Here is a 15616-nt window from a genome sequence, read left to right as displayed (position 1 = left end):
CAGCCGCCAGTCGACCAAGTGACGTTTTCCTCACTTACCGACCTATGAGAAATCACAGACTTCGGCCGGGCTGCCTGAGGTTCCGTTGCGACCGAGCGCTCGGGTGCGCGCAGCGTCGTACGGGCGTCGCTCGCCTCCAGTACGGACCGTTCGCCCCGCTTTACTGATACTTTGGATTCTCATCGACGCTGGGAGAAAAGATTGACAAGCGCTCCGGATCGCACCCGCATCGAATTCCCCGACATCTCCTCTCGCACGTGGGAACACCCGTCGGATCGAGCTGCGCTGGTCACCCTGCGCACCCTCAAAGGTTTCGACACCGTTCTGCGCACGCTGTCCGGGCTGCTACGCGAACGGCAGCATCGCCTGATGTACCTCGCCACAGCGGTACGCGTCGACGAGCGCCAGTTCAAGGACCTGAACGACCTGCGCACCGACTGCGTGAACATTCTCGGTGCCGAGGAGACACCCGAGTTGTTCGTCGTGCAGTCACCGATGGTCAATGCGTTCACCATCGGAATGGACCGCCCGTTCATCGTGCTGACCACGGGCATGCTCGACATCATGACCTACGAGGAGCAGCGTTTCGTCGTCGGTCACGAGCTGGGCCACGCGCTGTCCGGGCACGCGGTGTATCGCACCGTGCTCATGCATCTGATGCGGCTCGCCGGCACGGTCGGCTGGGTTCCGGTGGGCGGCTGGGCCCTACGCGCGGTCATCGCAGGATTGATGGAATGGCAGCGAAAGTCCGAACTATCCGGTGACAGAGCAGGTTTGCTGTGCGGACAGGACGTGCACACCGCGATCCGCTTGCAATTGAAGCTGGCCGGCGGCGCACGCATCAGCGAAATCGACGTCGATGCCTTCCTCGCTCAGGCCGCCGAGTACGAGGCCAGCGGAGATCTGCGCGACGGCGTACTCAAGCTGCTCAATCTCGAACTCCTCTCGCACCCGTTCTCGGTGCTCCGCGCCGCAGAGTTGAAGAAGTGGGTCGACGACGGCGAGTACGCGGCCGTACTTCGCGGCGACTACCCACGCAGGTCCACCGACCACGAGGCCAAGGTCTCGGAGGAGTTCCGTAACGCAGCGCGCACGTACAAGAACAACTTCGACACCTCCGAGGACCCGCTGATCAAGACGGTGCGAGACATCGGAAGTGGCTTCACCGGAGCCGTCGACGCCGTCGGCAACGGAATCGGCGACGTGGCGTCGGACATCAAGGGACGCTTCGATCACTGGCGAAAGTCGTAGCGCCGGAGCAGGACCCAAGAACGACGAGGGCGGCGACCACCGAAGTGGTCGCCGCCCTCGTCGTCGTTCGGCTGGGATCAGAAGTTGATCATGTGCCCCGCGAGGCCGTGGATGGCCTCCTGCAGTGCCTCCGACAGCGTCGGGTGTGTGTGCACGTTGCGTGCCAGTTCGTTGACCGTGAGGTCCCATTTCTGGGCGAGGGTCAGCTCGGGCAGCAGCTCGGAGACGTCCGGTCCGATGAGGTGTCCGCCGAGCAGTTCGCCGTGCTCGGTGTCGGCGATGAGCTTGACGAAGCCGGTGGCGTCGCCCAGTCCGTGTGCCTTGCCGTTGGCGGCGAACGGGAAGTTCGCAACCTTGATGTCGGACCCGCGGGCCTGAGCCTCCTCGCGGGCCTGGTCCTCGGTGAGACCGAAGCTGGCGACCTGCGGCTGGCAGAACGTCGCACGCGGCATCATGCGGTAGTCGTCGATCGGCAATGTCTCTGCGCCGCCGATGGTTTCGGCAGCCACGACGGCCTGGGCCTCGGCCACGTGGGCGAGCTGCAGCTTGGCGGTGACGTCGCCGATGGCGTAGATGTGCGGCACATTGGTCTGCATCGTGTTCGTGATGCCGATGGCACCGCGATCGGTGAGCTCGACGCCGGTCTTCTCCAGGCCGAATCCTTCGACGCGAGGCGCGAAGCCGACGGACTGCATCACCTTGTCGACGGTGAAGGTCTCGCTCTCACCGGACTTGTTGTGCTTGATCGCGACGGTGACCTTGGAGCCGTCGTCGTCGATGCTCTGCACGCCTGCGCCGGTGATGACCTTGACGCCGAGCTTCTTGTACTGCTTCTCGATTTCCTTCGAGACGTCCTTGTCCTCGTTGGGGAGCGCGCGATCGAGGAACTCGACGATGGTGACGTCGACTCCGTAGTTCTTGAGGACGTAGCCGAACTCCATGCCGATCGCGCCGGCACCGACGATGAGGATCGAACCCGGCAGATCCTTCGTCATGATCTGCTCTTCGTACGTGACGACGTTCTCGCTCAGTTCCGTGCCGGGAAGCAGCTTGGTGGTGCTGCCCGTCGCGATGATCGCGTTGTCGAACGTGATCGTCTCGGTACCACCCTTGGTCAGCTCGACCTCGATGGTGTTGGCATCGGTGAACGTGCCCTTGCCGTCGTACTCGGGGATCTTGTTCTTCTTCATCAGGAAGTGGATGCCCTTGACGCGGCCGTCGGCAACCTTGCGGCTCCGATCGAAGGCTGCGCCGAAGTCGAAGGAGGCTTCACCCGAGATGCCGAACAGCTTGGCCTCTTTGGTGAAGAGGTGCGCCAGCTCGGCGTTACGGAGAAGGGCCTTCGAGGGGATGCAGCCGACGTTCAGGCACACACCGCCCCAGTACTTCTTCTCGATGATGGCAGTGCTGAGTCCGAGTTGTGCCGCGCGGATAGCAGCGACGTACCCACCGGGACCGGCTCCGAGGACAACGACGTCATAGTGTGAGGTCACGAGGACGTCATAGTGTGAGGTCACGAGTCCCCAGCGTAGTCGTGCCGTCCGACGCTGTCTCGACCTGGTCTTCGTTACCAGCCGGTAGCCACGCGAGCGCCGACCACCCCGACGGCCCGAGTGCTGCTAGAACTGTGGAATGGCAATCTCGGACGACCCGTACCTCTGGCTCGAAGACGTCACCGGCGACGCTGCGCTCGCGTGGGTGCGCGAGAGGAACGAGGTGACGGTCGAGGCGCTGAGCGGGACGGCGTTCGAGGCCACCGAGGCGAGCATCCGAGAAATTCTCGACACCGACGCGCGCATTCCGTACGCCCGTCGGCGCGGGCGATTTCTGTACAACTTCTGGCGCGACGCCGAACACGTCCGCGGCCTGTGGCGTCGAACCACGATGGACGAGTACCGAACCGAGAATCCGGCGTGGGACGTGCTGCTCGATCTCGATACGCTGGCCGCGAGCGAGGACGAGAACTGGGTGTGGGGTGGCGCTCAGGTGCTGCGCCCCGATCAACGGCTGGCTCTGGTGACGCTCTCTCGCGGCGGCGCCGATGCAACGGTGGTCCGCGAGTTCGATCTGGACTCCCGCACCTTCCGCGCCCCGGAGAACGGCGGATTCGCCCTACCCGAGGCAAAGACGGACATCGGGTGGATCGACGCTGACACCGTCTTCGTCGGAACGGATTTCGGACCGGGCTCGCTCACCGAGTCGGGCTATCCGCGCATCACGAAGCGGTGGCATCGCGGTACCTCGGTCGACGAGGCCGAGACCGTGTACGAGGGTGCGGCACAGGACATCTCGATCTCCGCCTGGCACGATCGCACCCCCGGCTTCGAACGCGACTTCGTCCAGCGCGCCACCGACTTCTACAACTCCGAGACCTACGTGCTCGACGGGTCCACGTTGACCCGGATCCCGACGCCCACCGACGCGTCGACCTCGGTGCACGAGAACTGGTTGCTGGTTCGCACGATGACGCCGTGGACGGTGGGCGACGAAACCTATCCGGCCGGCGCACTGCTCGCTGCGGATTTCGACGAGTTCGTCTCCGGCACGATCGCTCTCACCGTTCTCTTCGCTCCCGATGCGCACACCTCCCTGCACCAGTACGCCTGGACCGAGAATCACCTGCTGCTGGTGACCTTGCAGGACGTACGGACGCAGTTGCACGTCCTCACCCCCGGCGAGAAGGAGTGGGCAACCGGCACGATCGACGGGTTGTCGGATCTGACCTCCACCGAGATCATCGGAACCGACGCCGAGGAGAACGGTGACGAGTTCTTCCTCTCCTCGTCCGGCTATCTCACTCCGGCGACATTGCTGGTGGGCACCGTGGGCGGTGAACTCGAAGTTCTCAAGCAGGCTCCGGCGTTCTTCGACGCCGACGGCCTGACGGTGGAACAGTTCTTCGCACGGTCCGACGACGGTACCGACATCCCCTACTTCGTCGTCCGACGCGCCGATTCCGGTCCCGGACCGACACTGCTCTACGGTTACGGCGGCTTCGAGATCTCGATGACGCCCGGCTACAGCGGTGCGACCGGACGGGCGTGGCTCGAACGTGGCGGCACCTACGTCGTCGCGAACATCCGCGGCGGCGGAGAGTACGGGCCGTCCTGGCACACCCAGGTCCTGCGCGCCGGACGCCATCTGGTGCACGAGGACTTCGCCGCCGTCGCGCGCGACCTCGTCACCCGCGGCATCACCACCACCGAGCAGTTGGCCGCGCAAGGCGGGAGCAACGGCGGTCTGTTGATGGGCATCATGGTGACGAAGTACCCGGAACTGTTCGGCGCGTTGGTATGTCAGGTCCCGCTGCTGGACATGAAGCGGTACCACCTGTTGCTCGCGGGGGCGTCCTGGGTGGCCGAGTACGGCAACCCCGACGACGCGGACGAGTGGGAGTTCATCTCGCAGTACTCCCCCTACCAGAACGTCGTCGCCGCATCCGAACGTCGGTATCCGCCGATTCTGATCGCCACGTCGACCCGCGACGATCGCGTCCATCCCGGACATGCACGCAAGATGGCGGCTCGATTGGCCGAACTCCGCCACGACGTCAGCTACTACGAGAACATCGAAGGTGGGCACGGCGGGGCGTCGGACAACGCGCAGTTGGCGTTCAAGACCGCGTTGACCTACGAGTTTCTGTGGCGACACCTCGCTCGTAGCTGACGGTCAGGCAGCGAGAGCGTCCTCGAACATCGGCCAGGAATCGTGCAGATCGTTCTGCCAGTAACCCCACGAGTGGGTGCCGCGGTCACGCAACTCGAAGTGGGCCGGGATGTCGAGTTGCTCGAGGGCCGTCTTCAGCCTGCGAGTGCAGTCTCCGGTTGCCACCTCGATAGCACCGCCCACGACCATCTGGTTGAGCAACACGAAGCCGGTTCCGTTGGGGTTCGTACCGTCGAGGGTGTCCGACGCCCCCGCCAACCCGCTGCCGTTCGAGATGTACAGCGCTGTGCCACGCAACTTTTCGGCATTGATCACCGCATCGTTGCGTACCCAGTCCTGATGATCGTCCGGCCCCCACATGTTCGTGACGTTCGCGCCGAGCGCCATGGACACGACCGTCTTGACGTATGCCCGGCCCAACGCGTCGGTGGTCGACGCGCATCCACTGTAGGAACCGACGGCACGGTAGAGCCCCTGGTGGTGAGCGGCCAGGTTCAGGACCGAGGTCGCGGCCATCGAGATACCGGCAATTGCGTTGCGGCCGTTGGTATCGAGCAGATCGTCGACGAGCGGTGGGAGTTCGGCGGTCAGGAAGGTCTCCCACTTGTTGCGCCCGAGCCTCGGATCGTCCTGCTGCCAGTCCGTGTAGTAGGAGTAGGCCCCTCCGACCGGAGTCACCACATTGACGTTCTTGTCGGCGAAGAACGACACGACATCGGTCGGTCTGGGTGTACCAGTCCATTCCGTCGAGTCCGCCGCCCGCGCCGTTGAGCAGGTACAGCGTGGGGCTCGGAGCCGTCCGATCGGGAGATCGCAGAATCTTCAGTGGGATCGTCCGGTCCATCGCGGCCGAGTGAACGAATGCCGTCATGGCGGCGTCGTCGGTCACCTCGGTGCGCACCACGTACGACTCCGTCGGACCGGACGTCTCCTCGGCCGGGGTCGCGGAGGCGAGCGGGTGCGCCACCGCCGCGGCGCAGGCCACCACGCATACGACGACCACTCTGCGCAGCGCCCTCGATCGGAGAAACTGCTCCCCACCACCTATTCGACGAACAGAATCCCCCAGGCCGCTCATAGTCGTGCTCGCTATCGTCGTTCACACAATTGTTGGTTCAAAAACTTTGTACACCAAAACGAACCAGTAGCATGTGCAAACGTACGAAAACCTGTGCATTACCCAGTTCGGATCCGAACCCGTCAGCGATGCATCCACTCCGCCACGAGGTCGGCGACCGCCGTGGGGCTACGGATCCACCCGTTGTGTCCGAGTGGCTCGTCGACGTGCACCGAGGTGACTTCGGCACGGGCAAGCTTGCGTACGAGGTTGTCCATCGAGCCACGGGGTGCGAGGTCGTCACCTTCGATGGTGACTGCGAGCACGGGAAGCGTCAGACGGCCCATCCGTTCCTCGTAGTCCATGTCCGCTCCCGTCGGTTCGATTGTCCCGTTCCGCGCGAACCGGGACCAGTCGTCGATCAGAACCCTCGACTGACGGCCGAAGCCGCCGATACCGATCCGATCTCCCGGCCAGAACCCGGCGATGCTGCTGGTGATCGCCATCGCTGCGGCACCCACGTAGAGCGGGACGCCGCGGGTGGTGCCGAATCCGCGGTGGTAGGGCGAACCCGACGCCACCAGGATCAGTCCGCCGAGCCTGCCCCTGATGCGGGCGGCGTACATCGCACCGAGCTGGCCGCCCATGCTGTGGCCGAGCAGGAACGGCGTCGCTTCCGGGAACTGCTCGCGAACCACCTCGAATATCGCCGGGAAGTCGACCGAAACCAGTTCCTGGTAGCCGTAGCGACTCGCCGAACTCGGCTTCGGCACGCTGTCCCCCTGACCCCGGAGGTCGCCGATCGCAGCATGGAAACCGCGCGCGACGAGAGCCTCGGCGAACAGCCGGTAGTAGCCACCGGGAATGCCGAGGCCGGGAAGAACGACGATCACGGGTGCATCGTCACGGCCCTCACCGGGGAACAGTGACACCGGCACGGTCGAACCGTCGGGCATCTGAATCGGAACCGTCTGCATCGGCTCACCCTATGACGGGTGCACCCATGCCTCCCCCCAGGGCTCGTGTTCACCGGATCGCCGGCCAATCATCGAGTGGTGCAGATCTTTTCGGTCGAACGAATGACATCTCCAACGAATGCACGTCGAACGACGAGAGCCGGGCCCGACGATGCGGACCCGGCTCGAAGCCGTGAATCAGGAAGTCATGAGTCAGGAGGGCAGGCCGGGGATTTCGACGGCCGAGCCGCTACCTTCCGAGCTACCGAGAGCGAGCAACTGCAGCAGGATTGCGAGCAACTCCATGAAAACTCCTTCGAGAGAGGGGGATTCGATGCCTGGACAGCATCGCGAACCGTCACGAGTTCATCGGACGTAGAGATCCGTGCAGCCGTTGGGCCGCAGGCCCAACGGCGCGGCGGTCGGTCAGTCCGAGGAGGAGCTGATTCCCGAGAAGAGCTGGAGGAAAATTGCGAGGAGGTCACCGAGTTCAGCGGACATGCGAAATACTCCTTCTTCGAGGGGGGTGTGCAGATCGCCTGTGACGGATGTCACGCGATGATCTCTGCAAGAAGATTTGTACCGCAGTCGGTCTCGGTTTGTACACGGAAACAACAGTAAAAGTCGAAAATCTTGGTGCGGTGTCACAAAACGGTGACGGTACCGACCGTGGCCGCCCCCGACGAACGGTCACGGCCACGGTCGACACGGACGAACTACGCCGCGCTACCCGACGTCAGCACGCCGACGATCTGATCGACGATCGCGTCGACGATGCCGTCGTAGACGCCGGTGGCGATGTCGGAGATGAACTGCGCTGCTGAACCCATGAGAACTCCTGTTACTCGTGTGCAAGGACAGCCGTAGGCAATACGACCTCGTTCGTTCCTACCGCACCGACGATGACGGTGCATAGCCCGGTACCAACTCGAGACATCGAAGATCCACTACCGCAACGACTTACCGGAGATTGCACCATACTACGCGGCAAAACTACTCGCCGATCACGTCTTTCGCGCGCCCCACGAGCAGAGGGTCTGTTTCACCGACTATTTCGGAATCCTTGTTCGCGTAGTCGAATTTGTTGAGCACGAAGCGCATGGCGTTGATGCGAGCCCGCTTCTTGTCGTTGCTCTTGACGACCGTCCACGGCGCGACATCGGTGTCGGTGGCACGGAAGTTCTCCTCCTTCGCCGCGGTGTAGGCATCCCACTTGTCCAGCGAGGCAAGGTCCATGGGCGAGAGCTTCCATTGCCGTACCGGGTCGACCTGCCGGATGGCGAAGCGGGTGCGTTGCTCGTGCTGCGACACCGAGAACCAGAACTTGGTCAAGCTGATGCCCTCGTCGACGAGCATCTGCTCGAACAGCGGTGCCTGCCGAACGAACTGAGCGTGCTGCTCGTCGGTGCAGAACCCCATGACCCGCTCGACGCCCGCCCGGTTGTACCAGGACCTGTCGAACATGACGATCTCCCCGGCCGCGGGCAGATGTGCGATGTAGCGCTGAAAGTACCACTCGGTCGACTCACGAGCCGACGGCTTCTCCAGCGCGACCACGCTGGCACCGCGCGGGTTGAGATGTTCCATGAATCGCTTGATCGTGCCGCCCTTACCGGCGGCATCTCGGCCCTCGAAGATGATGACGTGCCGTCGCCCGGTCTCCTTGGTCCACATCTGCAACTTGAGGAGTTCGATCTGCAGAAGACGCTTCTCCAGTTCGTACTCGGCACGCGTCATACGCTCGTCGTACGGGTAGTTCTCGCGCCAGGTGTCGACGACGTGGCCGTCGGGGACGGTCAGCAGTACCGGATCATCGTCATCGGAGTCGTCGACGGTGAAGCCCGACGTGTCGGCAAGATCCACGGCTGTCGTGATGTCGAGCAGGTCGCTCAGGTTGGTACGCGCAGCCGTTCCGTTGCGGAGATCGTTGTCGGTCATGGGCCGAAAGTTAGTGCTCATCGGTGACCGATCCATGTCGGTTCGGTGAACACCCGATGCATCCGGTTTCACCGCAGGCACTACCCGGTCCGCAAGGGGGACGGACCGGGTAGTGCCTGCTCGTGAACTCGCCGATCTCGTGCGACCGTATCGGCCGTCACAGCGGTAGGTCCAGGGGTCTACCCGGAAAAGTCGACGATCTTGTTCGAGCGCCGTTTTCGGACCGTTCGTTTGTCGGGGTCGATATGGGTGAAATCCCCGATGCGCCGAAAGGTGTTGCTGATGCAGACTTTTCAGCATGACATTCGAGAGCGGTTCCCCCAGAGAGTTCACCAGGTCGAGTTCGCAGAAGATGATGGGAGGTGTATGCGGCGGAGTTGCCGAATATTTCGGCTGGGACGTCAACATCGTCCGACTCGCGACCGTTGCCGGCGCAGTCCTGACCGGCGGCACCGTCGTGCTGATCTACCTCGCGGCGTTGATGTTGATGCCGCTCCGATGAAGCCCGAACGCGACGAAGCCCCGGACCTCGACAACAGGTCCGGGGCCCCGCGACCGACTACTCGGCGACGCTGGAGAGTCCTTCGGCGCTTCCGGTGAAGAGTTCGGTGATCGCGTCGGAGATGCCTGCAGCGATGCCGTCGGTGATGATTCCGCCGAGGCCGCCGCCTTCGGTGCCGCCGCCGAGCAGACCGGTGATGAGATCGAGAAGCATGGAGTGAGCACCTTTCGGAGAAACGACGAGGCCTGGTTGAAGATTGGACCGGGCGGCAGAAATATAACGCGCCCGTTCTGTCCGATCCGCCGTTTGCCCGAAAAAGTCCCACTCCCCGTTTGTTGCCGGAAAAAACTTCCGCGCGGTTGCGCGCGAACTACTCCTGTCCGGTGATCAACCAGCCGCACGGTCCGGCGAGCTCGTCGGCCTCGGCGGGTCCCATCGAACCGGGCGCGTAGCTCTTCACCTCGGGCGGGTTGCTCAGCAACGGGGCGGCGACGTCCCAGACGTGCGCCAGACCGTCCGGCCTGGTGAACAACGACCGGTCTCCACTGAGCACATCGAGGATCAAGCGCGCGTACGGGCTCAGCGGCTCGGCGTCGGGCACCGACTTCAGCGGCAGCGTCAGATGCCCCACCGACAGATCGAAATCCGGGCCCGGTTCCTTGACCGTCACGGCGATGTCGATGCTGCCGTCACCCGAGAGGTCGAGCGAGAGCACAGTGCCGTCCTCGGGCAGTTCGGTGAGCGGACTGTCGGCCGGTTTACCGAACACCAACGACACGCGCTGCTGGCTCACGCCCAACATCTTTCCGGTGCGGAGCAGAAACGGGACTCCGCGCCACCGGTCGGTGTCGACCCACAACTTCGCCGCGACGAACGTGTCGACCTTCGAATCGTCGGCGACGCCCTCGACATCGCGGTAGCCGTCGTACTGACCGAGTACCACCTCGCCGGTGTCCAGCGGCCGGAACCGCCCGATCACGGTCTCACGCGCCGATTGCAGATCCTCGGCCTTCAGCGATGCGGGCGGCTCCATCGCGACCTCCGCGGCGACCTGGAACAGGTGGGTGACGAGCATGTCCAACACGGCACCGGTGGCGTCGTAGAACTCGGCGCGGTCGTCGATGTCGAGCGTCTCGGGGACGTCGATCTGAACCTGCGTGACGTGTTCGGAGTTCCAGATTCCGCTGATCATGCCGTTCGCGAACCGCAGCACGTGGAGGTTCTGCGTCGCCTCCTTGCCGAGGAAGTGATCGATGCGATAGACCTGGTTTTCCTCGACCACCTCGTGCACGGCCTTGTCGAGTTCCTCGAAGTTGCTCTGCGAGGTACCGAAGGGCTTTTCGTAGACCACCCGGGAGCCGTCGGCCAGATCGTGTGCTCCCAAGGCCTTCGTGTAGTCGACGAAGGTGCTCGGCGGCAGAGCGATGTAATGCACCAGCTGGGCGTCGTCGCCGACGTCTTTCTTCGCGTCCGCGACGACCTCGGGCAACTTACCGGGATCGTCGACGGTGAAGCCGTTGCCCGCGAAGCGGATTCGCTCGGAGAACGTCGTCCAATCGTCCTCGGCCACGTTCTCGGCGAATTCGTCGAGAACGCTGCGTACGTGATCGCGGAACTCGTCGTCGGAGGTGTCCTTGCGGCCGTTGCCGATCAGGACCCATTTCTCCGGGAGCAGGCCTTCGAGATGGAGTTGGTAGAACGACGGCAGGACCATTCGCTTCGCGAGGTCTCCGGTTGCGCCGAAAAGGACGAATACAGTGGGTTGCGAGGACGCCATGACCTCCACTATGCACCGCACAGTTTGGGCGCGCACAGTGCCGACGAGTGAGAGTGCATGATGACCAGATCACGGTTTCACGGTGAGATCTACGGGGTAGGCACAACGTCCGGCGTGCGCATCGTCGTCGGGCATTGGACGCGATCGCCGCTGGGCGAATTCACCGACGTCATGATCCAATTCGCGGACGGCAGACGCCTGCTCGTCGCGCCCGACGAGGACGTTCGGGAATTCGTCACCGCCACATACACCTTCGACGCCACCGAACTCGTACCGGTGACATTCACCGCTCAGCAGGACGGTTGGCGGTCGGTGACAGCGGGTGACCTGTCCGTGAGAATCCGCGTTGCCGGACCCACCGTGCTCGGCCGCGCGCTGAGCCTCGTCCCCGACGTGGTGTCGACAGCACCGTGGTTCTGCGCGATCAGCGATCCCATCGCCCGAGTGATACTGCGCGGAGTCCGCACCCGCGGCAGCGCGGGCGGGGGCCGACGTGAGTACTACGGTGCCAGGCACCAACACCGCGTCACCGACGTGCAGGCCTCGTGGCAGGGCGAGGACCTCGGTTCACTGACCCCGGTCACTCCCCCGGTGACCTTCGGATTCGGCAGCACCCCGGCGGCACCGTCGGTCACATCCATCACCACGACGATCGACAGTTAGACCACCACGGCGCCGGACGCCCGCAGATCGTCGAGGGCAGCGGCCGACGACTCCGGCGCAACTCCCGCGACGAGGTCCGTGAGAACACGGACGTCGAGCTTCTCGGCCACAGCGTCTTTCGCCGAAGCCAGAACGCAGTAGTCGGTCGCAAGCCCGACGACGTCGATGTCGGTGACCTCGTTGGCGGTGAGTATCTCGGCGAGGGACGTCCCGTCGTCGGTGACACCCTCGAACGCCGAGTACGACGGTTTGCCCTGCCCCTTGTAGACGTGGACGTCCACCGAACCGGTCGCGTAATCCGGGTGATACTCGGCTCCGACGGTGCCCGCGACGCAGTGCACCGGCCACGTGGTGACGAAGTCCGGGGCGGCGTCGGTGGCGAAGTGCCCGCCGTTGTCGCCTTCCGCGTCGTGCCAATCTCGCGAGGAGACCACGAGGTCGTACTCGTCACCGTGGCGCGCGAGGTACGCGCTGATCCTGCGCGCGACTTCCGCGCCGCCGGTCACCGCAAGCGCGCCGCCCTCGGTGAAGTCGTTCTGCACATCCACTACCAACAGAGCACGAGTCATGGATCCCAGTATCCTCGACGGGTGCGCGTGTCGTCTCTGGTGACCTACCCCGTCAAAGGATGTGCCGGTGCCGTGCTCGATGCGGCCCAGGTGAGTGCCACCGGCCTCGAACACGATCGATCGTTCATGATCGTCGATGCGGACGGCGCATTCCGCAGTCAACGCACCGACCCCGTGCTCGCGGTCGTCCGCTGTTCGGTGGGCGACGGAACGTTGACGCTCGAGCACGACACGTCCGGCTCGGTGACCGTGTCGGTGGACCGCGATTCCGAGGCGCGAGACATCACGATGTTCCGCAGCCCGATGCGCGGGATCGATCAGGGCGACGACGTCGCCGACTGGCTCACCGACGTCATCGGAGAACCGTCACGCCTCGTCGCCGCACCGCGCGACCTCGACCGCGTCACCGATGGAACCCGGCCAGGATCAGCACAATTCGCCGACAGCTCTGCGGTGCACATCCTCTCGACCGCCACCTTGGCCGGGCTAAATTCCCGCCTCGACGTCCCGCTGCCGATGGATCGCTTCCGCCCCAACATCGTCGTCGACGGCTGGGACTCCCCGCACCGGGAAGACGAGGTGCGGGAGGTGACCATCGGCGGGGCGCGATTGGCCTACACCAAACTCGCCATCCGCTGCGCCGTCACCACGGTCGAGCAGTCCACCGGTGTACGCACCGGTCCGGAACCGCTGCGCACGCTCGGCGACTACCGCCGCGGTCGGCAGAAGGGCGTCGCTTTCGGGTCGAAGTTCTCGGTGGTGCAGGACGGCACGGTGACCGTCGGGGACGAGCTACACGTCGCGAGTTGGGGCGAGTCGGAGCTGTAGCTCGGCTGTGGTGTGCTGAGTGTCCACTTTTCGGTTCCGTGGGCGGGTTTCCGCTCACGCGAAGGAATTGTGGACAACCACGTCACTCGCTCCGGTGGCAATCAGCGCCGCCAACTGGATCCGCGCCTGCCCCGCCCGCAGTTCGCGGGAGAACACCGCACCCGCATCGAGGAGATCGTGGCCACCCCCACCGCCGCCGTACGTCGGCGAGGTCTCGCCGAACGGAACCCGCGTCGTTACCACCACGTGCACCCCGGCGGCCACTGCCTCCTTCACCGCATGCACGACGCGGGCGTTGGTGTTGCCCGAACCCGTCGCCTCGAGCACGATGCCCGACGCCCCGGCCTCGCGGCACGTGTCGATCTGCAGTCCGTCGGCCCCGGGATAGAGGGCGACGATGTCGACGCGAATCCCGGCAATGGGCTTCCACTGCAGGGGTTTCGGCCGAGGCAGCGCCGCCGACCGAAAGGCATCGAGTTCGGTGGTGTGCTTCTTGATCGCGCCGCGCGCCGGCAGCAAGCGACCGCCGAACGCGATCAGAACACCGGGCTCGGACTGCGCGGCCGCCACCGCCGCGGCGATGTTGCTCGGGCCGTCCGGATCTGGATGATCGGCCGTGCGCTGTGCACCGGTGAACACCACCGGACGTTCGTCGTCGTGGAACAGATCGACGTAGAGCGCCGACTCCTCCATGGTGTCGGTGCCGTGCAACACCACCACTCCGGCGCATCCGTCCTCGGCCAGCGCGTCCGCGACCGCAGTGCGAATGGTGTCGAGATCGGCGAAGTCCAACGCCGAGCTGTCCTTCGACATCACCTCGTGCACCCGAACACCGTCGACATCGACCCCGATGCCGGCGACCGGACGAGAGACACCGTGCTCGTCGCGACTGCTGGCAATCGTGCCGCCTGTGGTCAACAAGGCGACATGCTCGGCGCTCTCCGGTCGTTCCTGCAGGCTCCACTCCTCAGTCACTGCGCGCCGCCACCTCTCGAATTCGCTTGCGGCACAGAAACCATCCTCCGACGAGCATCGGCGCGATGAGCAGGATCGACGCCACCGTCCAGGTACCGACCGGTTTGTCGAAGGCCATCAGCACGAGTACACACGCCAGGAAGCCTAGCGTTGCGTATCCGGTGTACGGGGCACCGAAGAGCTTGAACGCAGGTCGGGTGACCGCACCGGTTCTCGACAGCGACCAGAACTTCAACTGACACGCCACGATGACGGCCCAGGCGCTGATGATGCCCAGAGCAGCAAGGTTCAGCACGATCTCGAATGCCTGCGCCGGAACCACGGCGTTGAGCACGACGCCGAGCAGCGTCACCACCGACGTCAGTGCGATGCCGCCGTACGGCACACCCGACTTGTTCATCCGCGCGGCGAACGAGGGGGCCGAGCCGGCGACCGCCATCGAATGCAGGATGCGTCCGGTCGAGTACAGCCCGGCATTGAGGGAGGACAACGCTGCGGTGAGGACGACGAGGTTCATGATCGCGTCCGCGCCTTCGACGTCGATCGCTCCGAAGAACGTCACGAACGGACTCTCACCGGCCCGATAGGCGGTGTACGGCAACAGCAGTGACAGCAGCAGCACCGAGCCGACGTAGAACACGACGATACGGATGATGACGGTGTTGATCGCCTTCGGTATCACCTTCTCGGGATTCTGCGTCTCACCGGCCGCCGTGCCGACCAGCTCGATCGAGGCGTAGGCGAACACCACTCCCTGGATCACCACGATGGCAGGCAGCAGTCCGTTGGGAATCAGCCCGCCGTTGTCGGTGAGCACGCTCAGACCCGGCTCTTGTCCGTCGATGGGAGTGCCGAAGATGACGTAATAGGTGCCGATGGCCAAGAAAGTCACCAGTGCGACGACCTTGATGAGCGCGAACCAGAACTCCAGCTCACCGAACACCTTGACCGACACCAGGTTCAGCCCGAGCACGAGCACCAGGCCTGCGAGCGCGAAGACCCATTGATCGACGTTGCCGAGTGGAGCCCAGTATTTCTTGAAGAAGTTCATGTAGAGCGCCACGGCCGTCACGTCGACCACCGCTGTCATCGCCCAGTTCATCCAGTACAGCCAGCCGGCCGCGAAAGCGACTTTCTCGCCGAAGAATTCGCGCGAATACGAGACGAAGGATCCCGACGACGGGCGGTGCATCACCAGTTCACCCAGTGCGCGCAGAATCAGGAAGGCGAAGAATCCGCACAGCGCGTACACCAGAACCAGGGCAGGTCCGGCGTCGCGCAGTCGCCCGCCCGCGCCCATGAACAGTCCGGTGCCGATCGCGCCGCCGATGGCGATCATCTGGATCTGGCGAGGGGCCAGCTCTTTCCGGTAGCCCAGGTCTTCTTCACTGAAGGCCTTGGCGGTGTCGACACTCCTCTTCTCTGTACTCATCG

General features: G+C 64.3%; 13 protein-coding genes and 1 pseudogene. 5 read left to right on the top strand and 9 right to left on the bottom strand.

Annotated elements, in window-relative coordinates:
* Positions 1 to 201 precede the first annotated feature (201 nt).
* Positions 202 to 1251, top strand: coding sequence for a M48 family metallopeptidase (locus NY08_RS22050; protein WP_045198804.1), 1050 nt, complete (start codon positions 202 to 204; stop codon positions 1249 to 1251).
* A gap of 77 nt (positions 1252 to 1328) precedes the next feature.
* Here the strand turns inward: NY08_RS22050 and lpdA are convergent, their stop codons facing one another.
* Complete coding sequence (lpdA, locus tag NY08_RS22045) at positions 1329 to 2744, bottom strand: dihydrolipoyl dehydrogenase (protein WP_032393809.1); 1416 nt, start codon at positions 2742 to 2744, stop codon at positions 1329 to 1331.
* A 139-nt stretch (positions 2745 to 2883) separates the two neighbouring features.
* Between lpdA and NY08_RS22040 the strand changes: the two genes are divergently transcribed.
* Positions 2884 to 4917 (top strand): prolyl oligopeptidase family serine peptidase, encoded by a 2034-nt coding sequence (locus NY08_RS22040; protein ID WP_045198802.1) that lies wholly within the window; start codon positions 2884 to 2886, stop codon positions 4915 to 4917.
* Positions 4918 to 4920: 3 nt separating this feature from the next.
* On the opposite strand, the pseudogene NY08_RS22035 reads toward NY08_RS22040, so the two are convergent.
* The 3 genes and pseudogenes from NY08_RS22035 to ppk2 all read right to left on the bottom strand — a co-directional run bounded on the left by NY08_RS22035 (position 4921) and on the right by ppk2 (position 8868).
* Positions 4921 to 5920 (bottom strand): annotated as a pseudogene (locus NY08_RS22035) (alpha/beta hydrolase).
* Between the two features lie 197 nt (positions 5921 to 6117).
* Positions 6118 to 6951 (bottom strand): alpha/beta hydrolase family protein, encoded by an 834-nt coding sequence (locus NY08_RS22030; RefSeq protein ID WP_045198800.1) that lies wholly within the window; start codon positions 6949 to 6951, stop codon positions 6118 to 6120.
* Between the two features lie 972 nt (positions 6952 to 7923).
* Positions 7924 to 8868, bottom strand: a complete 945-nt coding sequence (gene ppk2 / locus NY08_RS22025) for a polyphosphate kinase 2 (RefSeq protein WP_032393805.1) — start codon at positions 8866 to 8868, stop codon at positions 7924 to 7926.
* Between the two features lie 298 nt (positions 8869 to 9166).
* Between ppk2 and NY08_RS22020 the strand changes: the two genes are divergently transcribed.
* Positions 9167 to 9370: a PspC domain-containing protein gene (locus NY08_RS22020; protein ID WP_032393804.1), complete on the top strand. Its 204-nt coding sequence runs from the start codon at positions 9167 to 9169 to the stop codon at positions 9368 to 9370.
* A 57-nt stretch (positions 9371 to 9427) separates the two neighbouring features.
* Here the strand turns inward: NY08_RS22020 and NY08_RS26145 are convergent, their stop codons facing one another.
* Positions 9428 to 9583 (bottom strand): hypothetical protein, encoded by a 156-nt coding sequence (locus tag NY08_RS26145; RefSeq protein WP_155290781.1) that lies wholly within the window; start codon positions 9581 to 9583, stop codon positions 9428 to 9430.
* A 157-nt stretch (positions 9584 to 9740) separates the two neighbouring features.
* On the bottom strand, positions 9741 to 11147 hold the full coding sequence (locus NY08_RS22015) for a glucose-6-phosphate dehydrogenase (RefSeq protein ID WP_045200952.1): 1407 nt from the start codon (positions 11145 to 11147) through the stop codon (positions 9741 to 9743).
* A gap of 60 nt (positions 11148 to 11207) precedes the next feature.
* On the opposite strand from NY08_RS22015, the gene NY08_RS22010 reads away from it, so the two are divergent.
* Positions 11208 to 11810, top strand: coding sequence for a hypothetical protein (locus NY08_RS22010; protein ID WP_032394139.1), 603 nt, complete (start codon positions 11208 to 11210; stop codon positions 11808 to 11810).
* Here NY08_RS22010 and NY08_RS22005 read toward each other — a convergent pair.
* Complete coding sequence (locus tag NY08_RS22005) at positions 11807 to 12379, bottom strand: isochorismatase family protein (RefSeq protein WP_045198798.1); 573 nt, start codon at positions 12377 to 12379, stop codon at positions 11807 to 11809. The two genes, NY08_RS22010 and NY08_RS22005, sit on opposite strands and share 4 nt — an antisense overlap.
* A gap of 21 nt (positions 12380 to 12400) precedes the next feature.
* Between NY08_RS22005 and NY08_RS22000 the strand changes: the two genes are divergently transcribed.
* Entirely contained in the window at positions 12401 to 13207 is an 807-nt protein-coding gene (locus tag NY08_RS22000) for an MOSC domain-containing protein (RefSeq protein ID WP_045198797.1), read from the top strand.
* Between the two features lie 54 nt (positions 13208 to 13261).
* On the opposite strand, the gene NY08_RS21995 is transcribed toward NY08_RS22000, so the two are convergent.
* Both NY08_RS21995 and NY08_RS21990 read right to left on the bottom strand, forming a co-directional pair.
* Complete coding sequence (locus NY08_RS21995; protein WP_230596608.1) at positions 13262 to 14182, bottom strand: asparaginase; 921 nt, start codon at positions 14180 to 14182, stop codon at positions 13262 to 13264.
* Entirely contained in the window at positions 14175 to 15614 is a 1440-nt protein-coding gene (locus NY08_RS21990; RefSeq protein WP_045198795.1) for an amino acid permease, read from the bottom strand. The genes NY08_RS21995 and NY08_RS21990 overlap by 8 nt, the downstream gene beginning before the upstream one ends.
* Positions 15615 to 15616: the final 2 nt, after the last annotated feature.

Source organism: Rhodococcus sp. B7740, assembly GCF_000954115.1.
GTDB lineage: Bacteria > Actinomycetota > Actinomycetes > Mycobacteriales > Mycobacteriaceae > Rhodococcoides.
This window is presented reverse-complemented; position numbering and strand designations above follow the sequence as displayed.